This is a genomic window from Streptomyces sp. 8L (genome assembly GCF_020176795.1).
Lineage (GTDB): Bacteria > Actinomycetota > Actinomycetes > Streptomycetales > Streptomycetaceae > Streptomyces.
Genome location: NZ_JAIUKE010000075.1, coordinates 16,940 through 33,322, shown reverse-complemented (window position 1 = coordinate 33,322; position 16,383 = coordinate 16,940). Strand labels below are relative to the sequence as shown.

Sequence of the window (16,383 nt, the reverse complement as noted above, 5' to 3'; positions counted from 1 at the left end):
CTCTTTTCGCGCGGGGGGGGGGGGGGGGGGGTTTTTTTGCCCTCACGGGGGGGGGGGGGGTGGGGGTGGTCGGCGCGGCCGCGGGCGGGGGGGGGGCGCCCCCGGCGCCCACCTGGGTCAGCAGCTCCTCCGTGCTGAGCGGGGCGATCTCGCTGACCGCGCCCACGAACGTCGTCTTGCCGGCCCCGAACCCGCCCGCGACGAGGACTTTCAGCGCCTGGGGGAACACCTCGGGTCCGGGGCGGTCCGGGGGCGCGGCGGGTTCTGCCGCGGGGCCGCCTCGGGCGTCGTCCGGCCGCCCGGCGTGCGCGGGTGCAGCCTCCGCGCGGGCGGGCGAGCGCTGCGCCGGGGCACGGACCACGGGTGCCTCGACACCGGCGAGAAGGGCGCCGGCGCGCGCGGCACCGGCATCCGGAGGCGCCCAGGACTCGCGGGCGGCCCCGGATGGGCGGGCAGCGCCGGATTCGCGGGCAGCCGCGGACTGATGGACCGCTCCTGATTCTTGAGCGGCTCCAGACTGGTGGACCGCCCCGGATTCGTGAGCGGCTCCAGACTGGTGGACCGCCCCGGATTCGTGAGCGGCTCCAGCTCCCCGGATCGATCCGGTCTCCTGTGCGGTGTCGCGCCCGGGGCAGGACACGGGGTCAGAGCTGTCGTCGTAGGCCATCGAGCACCGCCTCAAGCAGTAACTGGTCGGTGGGGTCTTGGAAGCGGGAGGGCGGGCGCACGGTGATGGCTCCGCACTGCACCAGGTCCGCGAGGAGGATCTTGGTGACCGTCGCGGGGAGCCCCATCCGCCCCGCGATCTCCGCGACCGGGGTCGGCGCCGGGCACAGGCCGAGCACCTCGCCGTGTTCGGGGCCGAGGGGCGCCTCGGGCGTGCTCCCGGTGGATATCACCAGCGTCAGCAGGTCGAGTGCGACGGCGGGGCGGGTTCTGCCCCCGCTCACCGTGTAGGGGCGGATCAGCCGTCCCGCGGCCCCGTCCAGCCACGGCCCGTCCTTCGCGACCGGCACAGGTCACCGCCCCGCGCCGTCGGGTGCCGCGCCCGACGGCCGGCGGGCGGGTGTGACGAGGTACGGCCGCACGCTCTTGACCAGCATCGCCATCTCGTACCCGAGGATGGCGGCGTCCGCCGCGCGGCCCGCGAGGACCGCGAGCCAGGTCCCGGTGCCCGCGGTGGTCACGAAGAGCAGGGTGGAGTCGAGCTCCACGACGACCTGCCGCACCGTACCGCTGTCGCCGAAGCGCGCGCCCGCGCTGCGGCCGAGGGAGTAGAGGCCCGAGGCTAGGGCCGCCATGTGGTCGGCGCTGTCGGCGTCGAGGCCGTGCAGGGATCTGACCAGTCCGTCCGAGGAGAGCAGCACCGCGCTGCGGGTGTGGGGGACGCGCTGGACCAGGCCGGCGAGGAGCCAGTCCAGGTCCTGGGCGTGGCCCGTCGACAGATCGCTCGCCATCGTGTGTCTACTCCTCGGTCGTGGGGGTGCGGCGGTGCGGTGCGCGCCGGTGCGGAGCCGGTCGCTCCGAGGGGCCTCGTTGGGGGAGGTCCGGCCGCGGCGCGACCGGTCGCCTCTCGTGGGAGGGGCGCGGTTCCGCCTCGGCGGTGGTGCCCGCCTCCGCAGCGGCCTTGGCCCCCGCCTCGGTCTCGGCCAGCCCGATGCCGCGCCGGAAGGCGGCCATGAGGCCCGGGTCGTGCACCGCGGGCTCGCCGGGGCCCTCCGTCGGCGGAGCCGCGGGCCGCTCCCTGAGCTGCGGCGCGAGATGGTCCTGGCCCTGGCGCTTGGGCAGTTCGGGACGGAGGGCCCCGGACCGCCGGGAGACGCCCCTGGCGGCCTCGGCGGTGCCCGGGGCGGTGTGCGGCTGGCGTACGGGCGGGACTGTGTTGCTCTCGGAGGCGCCGGCCCCTGCGCCGTCGGCCCCCACGGGTACCGCCTCGGCGGGAGCGCCTACGGGAGTGGTGTCCACAGGCGCGGCCCCCGCGGTCAGCGGGGCGGGGCCGGACGGTTCTGCGGCCGGGGGTGCGGGGCGTGCCGGGGCCTGCGAGGGTCCGGCAGCGCCGGGCCCGGCGTCCTCCCCGGCTCCGAGCAGCGCCTCGGGCAGGACGAGTACCGCCTGGACCCCGCCGTAGATGTTGGACTGGAGACGCACCGCGATGCCGTGCCTGCGGGCCAGCGCGGAGACGACGAAGAGGCCGATCCTGCCGTCCTGGAGGAGGTGCGCCACATTGACCTGGTCCGGGTCGGCGAGCAGGCCGTTCATGTGCTTCTGCTCGTCGGGCGGCATGCCGAGCCCGCGGTCCTCCACTTCGACGGCGAGCCCCGAGGTGACCCGCTGCGCGCGCAGCAGCACCTGGGTGTGGGGCGCGGAGAACAGGGTGGCGTTCTCCACGAGTTCGGCGAGCAGGTGGATGACGTCGGCGACGGCGTGGCCGCGCAGGGTGCCGTCGATGGGCGGTACGAGGGTGACGCGGGGGTACTGCTCGACCTCCGCGACGGCGGAACGCAGCACCTCGGTCACGCTCACGGGCCTGCTCCACTGGCGGCGCGAGACGGCACCGCCGAGCACGGCCAGGTTCTCCGCGTGCCGGCGAATCCGGGTGGCCAGGTGGTCGACGTGGAAGAGGCCCTTGAGCAGCTCCGGGTCCTCGACCTCGTTCTCCATGTCGTCCAGGAGCTGGATCTCCCGGTGCACGAGCGACTGAAGCCTTCTCGCGAGGTTGACGAACACCTCGACGCGCTGCTCGTCGCCCGCGCTGCTGGAGAGCTGGGACGCCTGCACGACGGCGCCGAGAGCGGCCTCCTGGGAGCGGGTCAGCTCCCGGGCCAGCCGGTCGATCTCGTCGCCCGGCGTGTGCGGGTCGGGCGGCGTGCGGCGTACGGTCACCCGGTCGCCGCGCCTGAGCCGCTCCACGGCGGAGCGCAACTCCTCCTGGCCGCGCGCGCTCGTACGGCGCAGGGCGTGGCAGCGCTCGATGACGCCGCGCGCGGCGCGCGCGGCGCCGCGCGCGGCGCCCGCGCCCGACCCGAAGGCGACGAGCGCGGTGCCCGCGAGCGCGGCCCACGCGCCGGTGGTGGGTTCGGTGCCGCCCGAGCGCAGTACGACCACGACCGCTGCGGCGCCGCTCAGCGAGGCGGCTATGGCGGGCAGGACCGCCGCCCGCAGCAACTGCGGGCGTATCCGGGTGTCCTGGCCCTGCCGCGGCGCCGTGCGGGCGCCCGCCGTTCTGCCGCGGGCGCCCGGCCTGCCGTGCCGCCCGCCCTCGCGGCGGTCGGGCCGCGTCGCGGGTGCGCGAAGTTGAGACATGCCGTCAGTGCCCTCCGTTGATCATCGAGCACTCACGGTAGTCGTGACCCACGGGGGTACGGACGGCAGTTGGCAAACTTGCCCGTGCAACGTCCCGCTCTGGTATGAGCGCCGGGACGTGCGTTCGACCATCTCGTCGCCGTCACGGCGGTCATCGCGATCGGAACGCGTGCGGTCGCGGGCACCGCAGGACCTCGCCGGGGAGCACGGGCGGGCCCGATCGGGCTCCTCGCGGCGGTCCGCGGACGACGGGCGGCGGCGGGCTCGGCAGCAGCGCCCCGGTTTCCTTCCCGGAGCGGCCACCGGAATGAGCACGGCCGCCCTTTTCCGCCGGCACCCACCGGCGCCCTTCAGCGACAACTATAAGAATGACAAAAAGACTAAGTAACTCACACTGACGACAATGGGTCCCTTCCCTATTCCGCCCCGGCGGGATCTCCTGTTCAATGGCGGAGACGTGAAGTACGGCACTCCTGGGGGGAGTGCTCATCAACTGCTCGGTGGGGGCGAAGCCGTTGAAAGAGAAAACGACCGCGTAAGTCGGATTTCAGGACCGCGTTGAATGATGGGTTCATCCCCATGATTCCGACCTGACATGCCCAGCGTTTCCCGACATGCCCAGCGTTTGCGGCGCCGCGGCCATGGCGCCATTCCCGTACGCATCAGACACACCAGACACACGCCTTCGGCGGTCGCCGTATCCGGTCGACGGTGCCGCCGATCCCAACAGAGCAGGTGACAGGGCACGTACCGTATTCCGACGGAGGTGGAGCGGGTGCGCGAAAACGAAGGACTCACGAGAGAAGGCCCCTGGGGCGAACGGCCCGGCGTCCACGGAAGTCAGCCTACACGCCCTCTCGTGCGGAGAACCCAGAAAAACCAGAAAAACCAGAAAACTCAGAGAGCACAGAAAACCCGGAAGACGGAGAGGGCCCGGGAGACCGTGAAGACCCGGGAAGTCCGGAGCACACGGAACCCCCGGGAAACGGTGGCGGAATCCGGCCGGGCGTTACTTCGCGCCCTCGCTTACCCCGTGCTTCTCGTCGCGACCGTTTCGGTGGCCGCCGCCTCTCTGGCATGGCACTGGGACCCGGGACGGACCAGTCCGCTGTTCCTGGTGGGAACCCTGCTCTATCTGACCGCCCTCGAACGCCTCATTCCGCATCAGGTCGAATGGCATCCGGACGGTTCGGAATGGCGCTGGTACGGCGTCTATTTCCTCCTGACGATGGCCGGCGGCGCGGTCGCGCAACTGCTGGTGACCACGGCGGTCAGCACGCTGGCACCCGCCGAACCGTCGCTCCCTCTCTGGGCCGAGATCCCTCTCGCCCTGCTGAGCGGCTCGCTGGCCAGCTACCTGGTGCACCGGCTGGAGCACTCCAACCCACTGCTGTGGCGGCTGCACGGTGTGCACCACGTGCCGCGGAAGGTCAATGTCGCCAGCAACGGCGTCAATCACATCCTCGACATCGTCCTGGCGCAGGGCGTCGTCCAACTCACCCTGGCGCTCCTGGGGTTCTCCAGCGGTTCGGTGATCGCCACCGGGCTCTTCGTCGTCGCCCAGGGCTACTTCGTGCACGCCAACATCGACGTGCGGATCGGCCGCCTCAACCACATCCTGGCCAGCCCCGAGCAGCACCGCCTGCACCACAGCACGGATCTGTCCGAAGCAGGCCACTACGGGTCCGATCTCTCGTGCTGGGACCACCTCTTCGGAAGCTTCACCTGGCGGCCCGGCCGGGAACCCGCCGCGGTCGGGCTCAGCGACGCCACCTCGTTCCCGGCGACCGGCGAGATCGTCGCGAGCCTGCTCCACCCGTGGCGCCGTACGCAGAGATCCGGGGACGGAGCCGCCTGAACCGGGTCGCAGAGCCCCGTACCGCTTTCCGCGCGCTGCCCTGGCCGCAGCGCTTCCACTTGAGGGGTGTACGAACTTGGCTGTCCCGAGCAACAACGTCTCGACGGGCAGAATCGCCATCGTCGGCATCGGCTGCCGCATGCCCGGCGGGGCCTCGGACCACCGGGCCTTCTGGCGCAACCTGTTGGACGGGAAGGACTGCGTCACCCCCACCCCGGCGGACCGCTACGACACCGCCACGCACGGCAGCCGGCACCGGGACAAGCCCGGCCGCCTGGCGGGCGGCAGGGGCGGGTACATCGACGGTTTCGACGAGTTCGAACCGGCCTTCTTCGGCATCAGCCCGCGCGAGGCCGACCACATGGACCCGCAGCAGCGCAAGCTCCTCGAAGTGGCCTGGGAGACACTGGAGGACGGCGGTCTGCGCCCGGCCGAGCTCGCGGGCAGCAACACCGCTGTCTACGTGGGCGCGTTCACGCTGGACTACAAGATCCTGCAATTCTCCGACCTGAGCTTCGAGACGCTCGCCGCCCACACCGCGACCGGCACCATGATGACGATGGTGTCGAACCGGATCTCGCACTGCTTCGACTTCCGCGGCCCCAGCCTCTCGGTCGACACCGCGTGCAGTTCGTCCCTGGTGGCCGTCCATCTGGCCTGCCAGAGCCTGCGGGGCGGGGAGACCGATCTCGCGCTCGCGGGCGGCGTACTGCTGCACATGGCGCCGCAGTACACCGTCGCGGAGACGAAGGGCGGCTTCCTGTCGCCGGAAGGCCGCTCCCGTACGTTCGACGCGGCGGCTGACGGCTACGTACGCGCCGAAGGGGTCGGCCTGGTCGCACTGAAGCGGCTGGAGGACGCCCTGGCGGACGGCGACCCGGTCCATGCGGTGATCCTCGCCAGCGGGGTGAACCAGGACGGCAGGACCCCCGGCATCACCGTGCCCAACGGGGAGGCCCAGGTCTCCCTCGTACGGCGGGTGTGCGCCGAGGCCGGCATAGCCCCCGGCGGCCTCCAGTACGTCGAGGCGCACGGCACCTCGACGGCGGTCGGCGACCCGATCGAGGCGAACGCGCTGGCCCGGGCGCTCTCCGTCGGACGGGCCCCGGGAGCCGCGTGCTACGTCGGCTCGGTGAAGACCAACATCGGGCACACCGAGGCGGCGGCGGGGATCGCGGGCCTGATCAAGACGGCCCTGGCGCTCGAACACCGCACGATCCCCCCGCACATCAATCTCGAAGAGGTCAACCCCGCCATCGACAGGGACGCGTCGCCGTACACCTTTCCCGCCCGGGCGACCCCGTGGCCCGAGCACGAGGGGCCTGCCCGGGCCGGTGTGAACGCCTTCGGCTTCGGCGGGACCAATGCCCATGTCGTACTGGAGGAGGCACCGGGCCCCCGGGCGCCCCTGCCGCCGAGCTCCGAGGCCGTCAACACCACCGACCCCACCGACGCCACCCGGGCCGCCGAAGCCGCCGAGGCGACCGGCCGGGAGTGGAGCATCCTCCCGCTGTCGGCGCGGCACCCGGACGCGCTCAAGGAGATGGCCGACGGCATCCGCCGCGAACTCGCGGGAGAGCACGGCCCCGCGGTCGGCCTCGCCGATCTGGGCCACACGCTCGCGCACCGGCGCCAGCACCTGGAGTCACGGCTGTCCGTCGTGTACTCCTCACGGGAATCCCTGGACGAGGCACTGGCCGCACATCTGCGGGGCGAGGCCCATCCCCGGGTGGTCGAGGGCCGGCAGCAGGAGACCGCCGAGCGACGCCTGGTGTGGGTCTTCACCGGCATGGGCCCGCAGTGGTGGGGCATGGGCCGGGGGCTGCTGGCGAGCGAACCGGTGTTCCGGGAGGCGGTCACCGCGTGCGACCGGGAGATCCGCCGGATCGCCGGCTGGTCGCTCCTCGACGAGATGTCGGCGGACGAGGACCGGTCGAGGATGGCGGAGACGTGGCTCGCGCAGCCCGCCAACTTCGCCGTGCAGATGGGGCTTTCCGCCCTGTGGCACGCGTACGGCGTACGCCCCGACGCCGTCGTGGGACACAGCACGGGAGAGATCGCCGCCTTCTACGAGGCGGGGGTCTACTCGCTGGAGGACGCGATCAGGATCGTCGTCCACCGCAGCCGGCTTCAGCACACCCTCGCCGGGGCGGGCTCCATGCTCGCCGTCGGCCTCTCCGAGGACGAGGCCGAACGCCGCGTGCGGCCCTACGCGGACAAGGTCTCGCTGGCCGCCGTCAACAGCCCCGCCTCGGTGACCCTGGCCGGGGACACGACGGCGCTCGCCGCGCTGGCCGGGGAACTGCGCGCGGAGCAGATCTTCGCCAAGTCCCTCACCGTGGAAGTCCCGTACCACAGCCCCGCGATGGACCGCATCAAGGACGAACTGCTCGACTCGCTCGCGGACCTCGCGCCGCGGCCCGCGCGGGTGCCCTTACGCCTCACCGGCCAGGAAGGGACGGCCGGGGGCCTCGAACTGGACGCCGCGTACTGGTGGAAGAACGTCCGCGACAGGGTCCGCTTCCGCGCCGCCGTGGACGCCCTCGCGGACGACGGGCACCGCCTGTTCCTGGAGATCGGGCCGCACCCGGTGCTCGGACACGCGATCCGCGAATGCCTGGAGCACACCGGGCGCACGGGCGTCACCGTGCCCTCGGTGCGCCGCGCGGAGGACGAGCCCGAGCGCGTCGCCGCGTCCCTCGCGACGCTGCACACCCTCGGCATCGAGATCGCCTGGGACGTACTCCAGCCGGCCGGGCGGACGGTCGCGCTGCCCCGCTACCCGTGGCGGCCCCCCCGCCACTGGACGGAGCCTGCGGCCGTCGAGCAGGTCCGTCTCGGCCGGCTCGACCACCCGCTGCTCGGCCGCCGCACCGGCCACGCGGAACCGGCCTGGCAGGTCCGGCTCGACACGGAGACGCTGCCGTACCTCGCCGATCACCGCATCCAGGACACCGTGGTGTTCCCGGCCGCCGGCTACCTGGAGATGGCCGTGCAGGCCGTGCGGACGCTGACCGGCGGCACGGAGGCGGTGCTCGCCTCCGTCGACCTGCGCAAGGCGCTCTTCCTCGCGGAGGACGAGTCCAGGACCGTCCAGCTGTCGGTGTCCCTGGAGACCGCGGACTTCACCATCGCGTCCGTACCGGCGGGGCCCGACGCGGAGCGGGCGGTGCACGCGAGCGGTGTGGTGCGCACCGGCCAGCGCCGCTCCCCCGGGCCGGCGCTGGACGCCGCCGCCGTACGGGAACGCAGCGGGCGCCGCCTGTCCGCCGAGGAGTGCTATGCCGGGCTGGCCGCGCTCGGCTACCACTACGGGCCCGCGTTCCGGGGCATCGAGGAGGTCTGGCTCGGCACCGGCGAGGTCCTGGCGAAGGTCCGGCCTCCGGCGGCCATCGGCGGCGACGCCGCCGGAGCCCACATCCACCCCGTTCTCCTCGACGCCTGCTTCCAATCCCTGCTGGCGCTGGGCACGCTCGGCGGGGACACGCCGTCGCGGGGCACCGGCATCCGGCTTCCCCTGTCCCTCGAAGAGATGAGTCTCGCCCCGGTGGGCGACCGGCCGCTGTGGGTGCACGGCACGGTGCGGCGCGACGACGGGGACGAGCTGGTCGGTGACCTCGCGCTGTACGCCGAGGACGGATCGGCGCTGGGCTTCTTGCGCGGCTTCCGCGCGGCCGATGTGGAGAAGGTGCCGACGGGTGTCTCCCGGAGCACGATCGACTCCTGGCTCGCCGAACCCGCGTGGACCGACCGGCCCTGGCAGGACCCGGAGGAGCAGGACGGAGGCCGCGCCCACGGCGGCGCGCTCGCCGCGCCGGAAGGCCAGGACTGGCTGGTCCTCACCGACGGCTCCGGAGTCGGGGACGCCTTCGCCGAACTGGTGACGGCGCGCGGGGAGCGGTGCCGCACGGTGCGGGCGGGGACCGTCTACGGCCGCGAGGACGGCGGGTTCACCCTCGCGCCGGACCGCCCCGACCAGTGGGAGGCGCTCTTCGCGGATCTCGACCGGGACGGCACGCCCTTCCGCGGGACGGTCATCCACCTGTGGAACCTCGACCTGCCGGCCCTCGCCGACTGCGGGCGGAAGGACCTGGTGCGGGCGGGCGGCATCGGGGCGTACTCCCTCGTCGCGCTCGCCCGGACCCTCCTGGGCCGGGCCGGCGGCGGCCGGGTGCATGTCGTCACCCGCGGGGCGCAGCCCGTGTCCCCCGGGGAGGCCACCGAGCCGCTGGCCGCGCCGGCCTGGGGGGTCACGCGCGTGCTGCGGCACCAGGAACTCGCCGGTCACCGGGGCAAGCTGGTCGACCTCGATCCGGCGCGGGAAGCGGGCGCGCCCGGGAACCGCGCGGAGGCCGCGGCGCTGCTCCGCGAGTTCCTCATCGACGACGAGGAGGAGATCGGGCTGCGCGGGCGCCGGCGCGCCACGAGCCGCCTGGTGCCGGCGGAGGGTCTGACCCGGCCGCTCCCGCTGCGCCTGCGCCCTGACGGCACGTATCTCGTCACCGGGGCGTTCGGCGCGCTGGGCCGGCTCCTGTGCCGGACGCTGGTCAGGCGCGGCGCCCGCAGGCTCGTCCTGATGAGCCGTACCCCCGTGCCGGCACGGCGGGAATGGCCGTCGGCCGATCCGGCCTCCGCGGAGGGCAGGGCGGTCGCCCTGCTCAAGGAGGTGGAGGCGCTCGGCGCGCAGGCGGTGGCCGCGCCGGTCGACGTCACCGACGAGGACGCGCTGACCGCCTGGCTCGACGAGCAGCGGCGCTGGGGCGCGCCGCCCGTACGCGGTGTGTTCCATCTGGCGGGCCAGGTGCGGGACACCCTGGTGGGCGACATGGACCGGCGGACGTTCGACGCGGTGTACGACCCGAAGGCCGTCGGCGCGTACCTGCTGGACAGGCATCTGCGGGACGAGCCGCTGGAGCACTTCGTGCTCTTCGCGTCGATCGCCTCGCTGCTGACGACGGCGGGCCAGACCAACTACGCGGCGGGCAACGCGTTCCTTGACGCGCTCGCCCACCGGCGCCGGGCGCACGGCCTGCCCGCGCTGAGCGTGGACTGGGGCCCCTGGGCGACGGGGATGATCGAGGAGCTCGGCCTGGTCGGCCACTACCTCCACAGCAGGGGCATGAGTTCGCTGTCCCCGGACGCCGGCATGAGTGTCCTGGAACGCGTCATCGGACAGGACAGGGCCCAGTTGCTCGTCGCCACGGTCGTCGACTGGCCGGCGTTCCTCGCCTGGTACGACTCCCCGCCCCCGCTGGTCAGCGAACTCGCGGCGGTCGCGCGGGAGGACGGCACGGCGGGGGGAGGCGCCGGGTTCCTCGACCTTTTCCGTGCCGCCGGCGAGCCGGAGCGCAGGGCGCTGGTCACCGAGCGGTTCACCACGCTCACCGCCACGGTCCTGCGTACGGCCGCGGACCAGATCGACCCGTCGACCGGGCTCGGCGCGGTGGGCCTCGACTCGCTCCTCGCGATGGAGCTGCGCGCCAGGGTGCAGGCCGAACTCGGCGTCGCCCTGCCGGTGGTGGCCCTGCTCAGCGGCACGTCGGTGGGCGACCTGGCCGGGCAGCTGTACGACGGCCTGGTCGACCGGATGGCGGCCGAGACGGAGACCGCCGCCGGCGCCCGCGGGGCCGCCGTGGAGGTGTACACGGACGAGCGGTGCCACCCCCTGACCCAGAACCAGAAGGCACTGTGGTTCCTCAAGCAGCTCAACCCGGAGGGGTACGCGTACAACATCGGCGGCGCGGTGGAGGTGCGGGCGGAACTCGACCCGGACCTGATGTTCGAGGCCGTACGCAGGCTCATCGGGCGCCATCCCGCGCTGCGCGCCTCCTTCCGCCTGGAGGACGGCAGGCCGGTGCAGCGCACCACCTCGGGCGCCGAGCCCGATCTCGCCCTCTTCGACGTCGGGGGCCAGGAGTGGGAGGACATCCGGCGGACGATCATCCGCGAGTACCGGGCACCGTACGACCTCGAACGGGACGTGCTGGTCCGCTTCCGCCTGTTCCGGCGCGAGCGGGACCGCTGGATCATCATGAAGGCCGTCCACCACATCGTCTCTGACGCGATCTCGACGTTCACCTTCATCGAAGAGCTGCTTGCCGTGTACGAGGCGCTGAAGCAGGGCCGGGAGCCCTCGCTGCCTCCGGTGCCCGCGCGCTACCTGGACTTCCTCAACCAGCAGAACCGCTTCCTGGCCGGTCCCGACGCCGCCCGGATGCTCGCCTACTGGCGCTCCCACCTGCCGGCCGAGGTACCGCTCCTGGACCTGCCGGCCGACAAGCCCCGTCCGGCCGTCCAGACGCACAACGGAGCCTCCGAGTTCTTCGTGCTCGACGCCGCGCTCAGCGCCCGGGTGCACGCGCTGGCGCAGGAGCACGGTGTGACACCGTTCATGGTGCTGCTGAGCACCTACTACCTCCTGCTGCACCGCTATTCCGGGCAGGACCACATCATCGTCGGCAGCCCCGTGACCGGCCGCACCCAGCAGGAATTCGCCTCCGTCTACGGCTACTTCGTCAACCCGCTGCCCCTGCACGCCGACCTGTCCGGGGGCCCCACCGTCGGCGAGCTGCTGGCGCAGGTCCGCAGGACGGTCCTGAACGGCCTGGACAACCAGGAGTACCCGTTCGTCCTGCTGGTGGAGGAGCTGGGCCTGCAACACGACCCCAGCCGCTCGGCCGTGTTCCAGGCGATGTTCATCCTGCTCACCCACAAGGTGGCGGCCGAGCAGTACGGCTACCGGCTGGAGTACATCGAACTACCGGAAGAAGAGGGCCAGTTCGACCTCACCCTGTCCGTGTACGAGGACGAGGCGGAGGGGAGCTTCCACTGCGTCCTCAAGTACAACACCGATCTCTTTCTGCCGGAGACCGTGCGGCGCCTGGCCGGGCACTTCGTCCGGCTGCTCGACAGCATGACGGGGGCGTCCGCGGACCTTCCCACGCCGCGCCTTGGGATGCTCGGCGTGCGGGAGCGCGAGCGGCTGGTGGCCGAGTGGAGCGGCGCCGCCGCACGTCCCGCGGGCGCCGGGCGGGCACCGGAGCGGGAACGTACGGTGCATGAACTGTTCGGCGACGCCGCCGCGGCCGATCCGGGCGCCGTAGCCGTGTCGGTGCCCTCTCCCCGGGGCGGGTCCGAGCACCTGACGTACGGGGAGCTCGACCGGCGGGCGAACGCCAGGGCCCGGCGGCTGCGGGAGCTCGGGGTCACGGCGGGCTCGGTCGTCGGGCTCTGCCTCGGCAAGTCGCCGGAGCTGATCGTCACCCTGCTCGCCGTCCTCAAGGCCGGGGGCGCCTACCTGCCGGTCCACCCCGAGCAGCCCGCCGTCCGCGTCGCCCAGATCCTCGGGAGCGCCGACGCCGCCCTGTTCGTCGTGGACGACTTCCGCGTCCCCTGGGCCACGGGGCTGCCGGCCGCGGTGGTGACCCCGGACGGCCTGCGCGCGGCGGAGACCGAGGGTCCCGCCCCCGAGGCGGCGGGCGACCCGGACTCGCCCGCCTACATCATCAACACGTCGGGCTCCACCGGGCGTCCCAAGGCCGTGCGGGTCAGCCACCGCAACCTCGCGTCCGCGTACGGGGCCTGGCATGAGGCGTACCGGCTCGGGGACGAGGTGCGGGTGCATCTCCAGATGGCGGAGCCGTCGTTCGACGTGTTCACCGGCGACCTGGTGCGGGCCCTGTGCTCGGGGGGCACCCTGGTCCTTGCCGACCGGGACCTGGTCTTCGACACGCCCCGGCTGCACCGCACGATGCGGGCGGAGCGGGTGGACTGCGCGGAGTTCGTCCCCGCGGTCGTGCGGGGCCTGATGGACCACTGCGAGCGGGAGGGCGAACGGCTGGGCTTCCTGCGTCTCCTGGTGGTGGGCTCCGACGCGTGGAAGGTCGCCGAGTACGAGCGGCTGCGCGACCTGTGCGGCCCCGGTACCCGGGTGGTCAACTCCTACGGGCTCACGGAGGCGACCGTCGACAGCGCGTTCTTCGAGGGGCCCGTGGACGATCTGGAGCCCGGACTGCCGGTGCCGATCGGCAGGCCGCTGCGGAACAGCACGCTGTACATCCTCGACGCCTGCGGCGAACCGGTGCCGCCCGGTGTTCCCGGCGAGCTGTGGATCGGCGGCGAGGGTGTCGCGCTCGGCTACGCCGGGGACCCGGAGCGGACGGCGCGCCGCTTCGCGAGCCGGACGCTGAGCCGGGAGCCGGGCGCCGTCCCCGTCCGGCTGTACAGGACCGGTGACCTGGCGCGCTGGGACGCGCACGGCCGGGTGCACCTGCTCGGGCGCGGCGACAACCAGGTCAAGCTGCGCGGTCACCGGATCGAGATCGGCGAGATCGAGTCGCATCTGACGAGCGTGCCGGGCCTCGCCCGGGCGGTGGTGGCGGTCCGCCCGGACGCCGCCGGGGAGGCGGCCCTGTGCGCCTACTGCGTGGCCGAGCCCGGCGCCGTGCTGGACCGGCGCGCGCTGCGCCGCCGTCTGGCGGACGCGCTGCCGTCGTACATGGTGCCCTCGTACGTCGTCGAGGTGGCCGAACTGCCGCTCTCCGCCCACGGAAAGGTGGACGTGGCCGCGCTCCCGGTGCCACGCGGCGACGACCGGCAGCGGGCGTACGAGGCCCCGGCGACCCTCTACCAGGTGAGCATGGCCCGGCACTGGGAAGCGCTGCTCGGGACGGAGCGGCCTGGGCTCGGGGACGATTTCTTCGAGTCCGGGGGCAGTTCGATCAAACTGATCGAACTCCTCCACCACGTGCGGACCGAGTTCGGTGTGAGCGTCCCGGTCAGCCGGCTGTACCGGAGCACGACGCTGCACGGCATGGCCGCGGCCGTGGAGGACCTCGTCAACAGCACGACGGCCGAGGAGTTGCCGTACCTGGCCTTCAACCCGGGGGCGGGCCTGCCGGTCTTCTGCTTCCCGCCCGCGGGCGGGCACGGGCTCGTCTACCGGGGCCTCGCGGCGCACCTCCCGGAGTACCGGGTGATCGGCTTCAACTACCTGCCCGGTGACGACAAGGTGGCGCGCTACGCGGACCTCGTGGAGTCGGCCGCGCCCGAGGGGCCCTGCCAGTTGCTCGGGTACTCGCTGGGCGGCAACCTCGCGTTCGAGGTGGCCAAGGAGCTGGAAGCCCGTGGACGCCTGCTCGGCCACATCGTGGTGCTCGACTCCCGGCGCGTCCTGGAGAGGTACGAGCCCGGCGAGGAGGGCATCAGGGCGTTCGAGGCGGAGCTCGGCCTCCACCTGTACAAGCACACGGGATCGGAGATCGTCACCGCCACCGCGCTCGAACACGCCGCGGACTACCTGGGTTTCTGCGGCAGGACCCCCAACACCGGCACGGTGCGGGCGCCATTGGGTGTGGTGACCGACGAGGACAAGGCCGGCCTGTACGACGCCGGCTCCCCGGGGACCTGGCACGGCAGCTCCACCGGTGGCACCCGCGTTCTGCGCGGGTCCGGCACCCACGCCGACCTGCTCGACCCCAAGCACCTCCCCCGCAACGCCGCGCTGGTGCGGGACCTGCTGACGGGAGGAGCCCGCCATGCGGGATGAGGACGAGTCCGACTGGAGCAGGAGAGAGCGGGCGCCGGGCAGCCCGCCCCGGGTCATCGTCATCGGGGCGGGAGTGGCCGGGCTGTCCACCGGCTGCTACGCGCAGATGAGCGGAATGCGGACCCGCGTCTTCGAGAAGCATGTGCTGCCGGGCGGCTGCTGCACGGCCTGGTCGCGGGACGGCTATCTCTTCGACTACTGCATCGAGTGGCTGATCGGCACCGCCGCGGGAAACGACGCGAACCGGGTGTGGCGCGAGCTGGGCGCGCTGGACGGCAAGACGATCACCAACTTCGACCTGTTCAACAAGGTCGTCGACGAGAGCGGCCGGTCCGTGACGTTCTACAACGACCCGGCCCGGCTTGAGGACCACCTGATGCGGGTCTCGCCCCGGGACGCCCGGCTGATCCGCGCCTTCTGCCGCGACCTGCGGCGGTTCACGGACATCGAGCTGTACCCGTTCCTGACCGCGCCCGCGCTGCGGACCGTACGGGAGAGGGCGGCGACGCTGCGCACGGTGCTGCCCGCGTTCCGCCTCTTCTGGCGGACCGCCGCGACGCCGATGCACCGGTTCGCCGACCGGTTCGAGGACCCGCTGCTGCGCCGGGCGTTCAGGAACATCTTCTTCCAGGACCCGGAGGGCTTCCCGCTGCTCCCCTACCTGTTCAACATGGCGAGCGCGTACCACGGCAACGCCGGCTTCCCTCAAGGCGGTTCGCTCGGGCTCGCCCGGTCGGTCGAGGAGCGGTACACCGGGCTCGGCGGTACGGTGACCTACCGCGCCCGCGCCGAGAGGGTACTGGTCGAGGACGACCGGGCGGTCGGCATCCAACTCCGCAACGGGAGACGGTACTTCGCCGAGCACGTCGTATCCGCGTGCGACGGGCGCACCACCGTGTACGGGCTGCTGGGAGGCCGGTACACCGGGCCGAGGATCGACCGGCTCTACACCGATCTGCTGGACCGTCCCGGCACCCTCTTCCCCGCCGTGGTCTCGGCGTTCGTCGGAATCCGGGGGCCGCTGCCCGCCGAGGACGCCCACAGCACGACGTACCTGCTCCCGGCGGCCGAGGCGGCGGGGCTGCCGGGCTCGCTGCAGAACAGCCTGGTGGTCCAGTTGCGTTCGCGCTATTCGGACGGTTTCGCCCCGCCCGGCAAGTCGGTGGTCCACTGCACCTACTTCAGCGACTACACGTACTGGAAGACGCTGCGCCGTACCGACCGCAAGGCCTACTGGGCGCGCAAGCGCGAAGTGGCCGCGTTCGTACGGGGGTTCCTGGGGCGACGCTGGCCCGGCACGGCCGGGCGGATCGAGCTGGTGGACGTGGCCTCGCCCGCGACCACGAGGCGCTACACCGGCAACCACAACGGTTCGATCCTGGCCTGGAAGGCGTTCTCGGCCGCCGACGACGTGGCGGCGGACCTCGTGGGCAAGGACCGGATGCGGCTGCCGGGGCTCAGCGGCTTCTCCATGGCCGGGCAGTGGGTCGGCATGGGCGGCCTGATCCGCGCCGCGTCCACCGGCCGCTTCGCCACCCAGTACCTGTGCGCGGAACTGGGTGTCCCGTTCAGGGCGTGGGAGAGCACCGGCACCCAGCTCTGGCACACCGGCAGGCTGGGGCGGCTGCCGCAGCTCGACCGGTGGGCCTCCAGAGGGCACACCGGCCCGTGACGA

6 protein-coding genes and 1 pseudogene are annotated in these 16,383 nt (G+C 72.9%); 3 read left to right on the top strand and 4 right to left on the bottom strand.

The genetic code is table 11. The features are described 5' to 3' along the window. The 4 genes and pseudogenes from LCE31_RS08170 to LCE31_RS08155 all read right to left on the bottom strand — a co-directional run. Positions 1-229: pseudogene (locus LCE31_RS08170) on the bottom strand (ATP/GTP-binding protein); the annotation flags it as partial. 415 nt (positions 230-644) lie between these two features. Then, positions 645-1,016: a DUF742 domain-containing protein gene (locus LCE31_RS08165; protein ID WP_225013335.1), complete on the bottom strand. Its 372-nt coding sequence runs from the start codon at positions 1,014-1,016 to the stop codon at positions 645-647. A gap of 3 nt (positions 1,017-1,019) precedes the next feature. Then, positions 1,020-1,457, bottom strand: coding sequence for a roadblock/LC7 domain-containing protein (locus LCE31_RS08160; RefSeq protein ID WP_225013334.1), 438 nt, complete (start codon positions 1,455-1,457; stop codon positions 1,020-1,022). Between the two features lie 7 nt (positions 1,458-1,464). Continuing rightward, positions 1,465-3,303, bottom strand: a complete 1,839-nt coding sequence (locus LCE31_RS08155; RefSeq protein WP_225013333.1) for a sensor histidine kinase — start codon at positions 3,301-3,303, stop codon at positions 1,465-1,467. A 988-nt stretch (positions 3,304-4,291) separates the two neighbouring features. On the opposite strand from LCE31_RS08155, the gene LCE31_RS08150 reads away from it, so the two are divergent. The 3 genes from LCE31_RS08150 (at position 4,292) to LCE31_RS08140 (ending at position 16,380) form a co-directional block, all read left to right on the top strand. Continuing rightward, positions 4,292-5,161 carry a sterol desaturase family protein gene (locus tag LCE31_RS08150; protein ID WP_225013332.1) on the top strand — a complete coding sequence of 290 codons (870 nt, stop codon included), beginning with the start codon at positions 4,292-4,294 and terminating at the stop codon, positions 5,159-5,161. Positions 5,162-5,300: 139 nt separating this feature from the next. Continuing rightward, positions 5,301-14,708, top strand: coding sequence for a non-ribosomal peptide synthetase/type I polyketide synthase (locus LCE31_RS08145; RefSeq protein WP_374118436.1), 9,408 nt, complete (start codon positions 5,301-5,303; stop codon positions 14,706-14,708). After that, positions 14,698-16,380 carry a phytoene desaturase family protein gene (locus LCE31_RS08140; protein WP_225013330.1) on the top strand — a complete coding sequence of 561 codons (1,683 nt, stop codon included), beginning with the start codon at positions 14,698-14,700 and terminating at the stop codon, positions 16,378-16,380. The genes LCE31_RS08145 and LCE31_RS08140 overlap by 11 nt, the downstream gene beginning before the upstream one ends. The last annotated feature ends 3 nt before the right edge of the window (positions 16,381-16,383 follow it).

Bases quoted from the DNA above. Each gene is read 5' to 3' on its own strand.
- LCE31_RS08160 (WP_225013334.1), bottom strand. From the start codon at position 1,457: ATGGCGAGCGATCTGTCGACGGGCCACGCCCAGGACCTGGACTGGCTC.
- LCE31_RS08155 (WP_225013333.1), bottom strand. From the start codon at position 3,303: ATGTCTCAACTTCGCGCACCCGCGACGCGGCCCGACCGCCGCGAGGGC.
- LCE31_RS08145 (WP_374118436.1), top strand. From the start codon at position 5,301: ATGCCCGGCGGGGCCTCGGACCACCGGGCCTTCTGGCGCAACCTGTTG.
- LCE31_RS08140 (WP_225013330.1), top strand. From the start codon at position 14,698: ATGCGGGATGAGGACGAGTCCGACTGGAGCAGGAGAGAGCGGGCGCCG.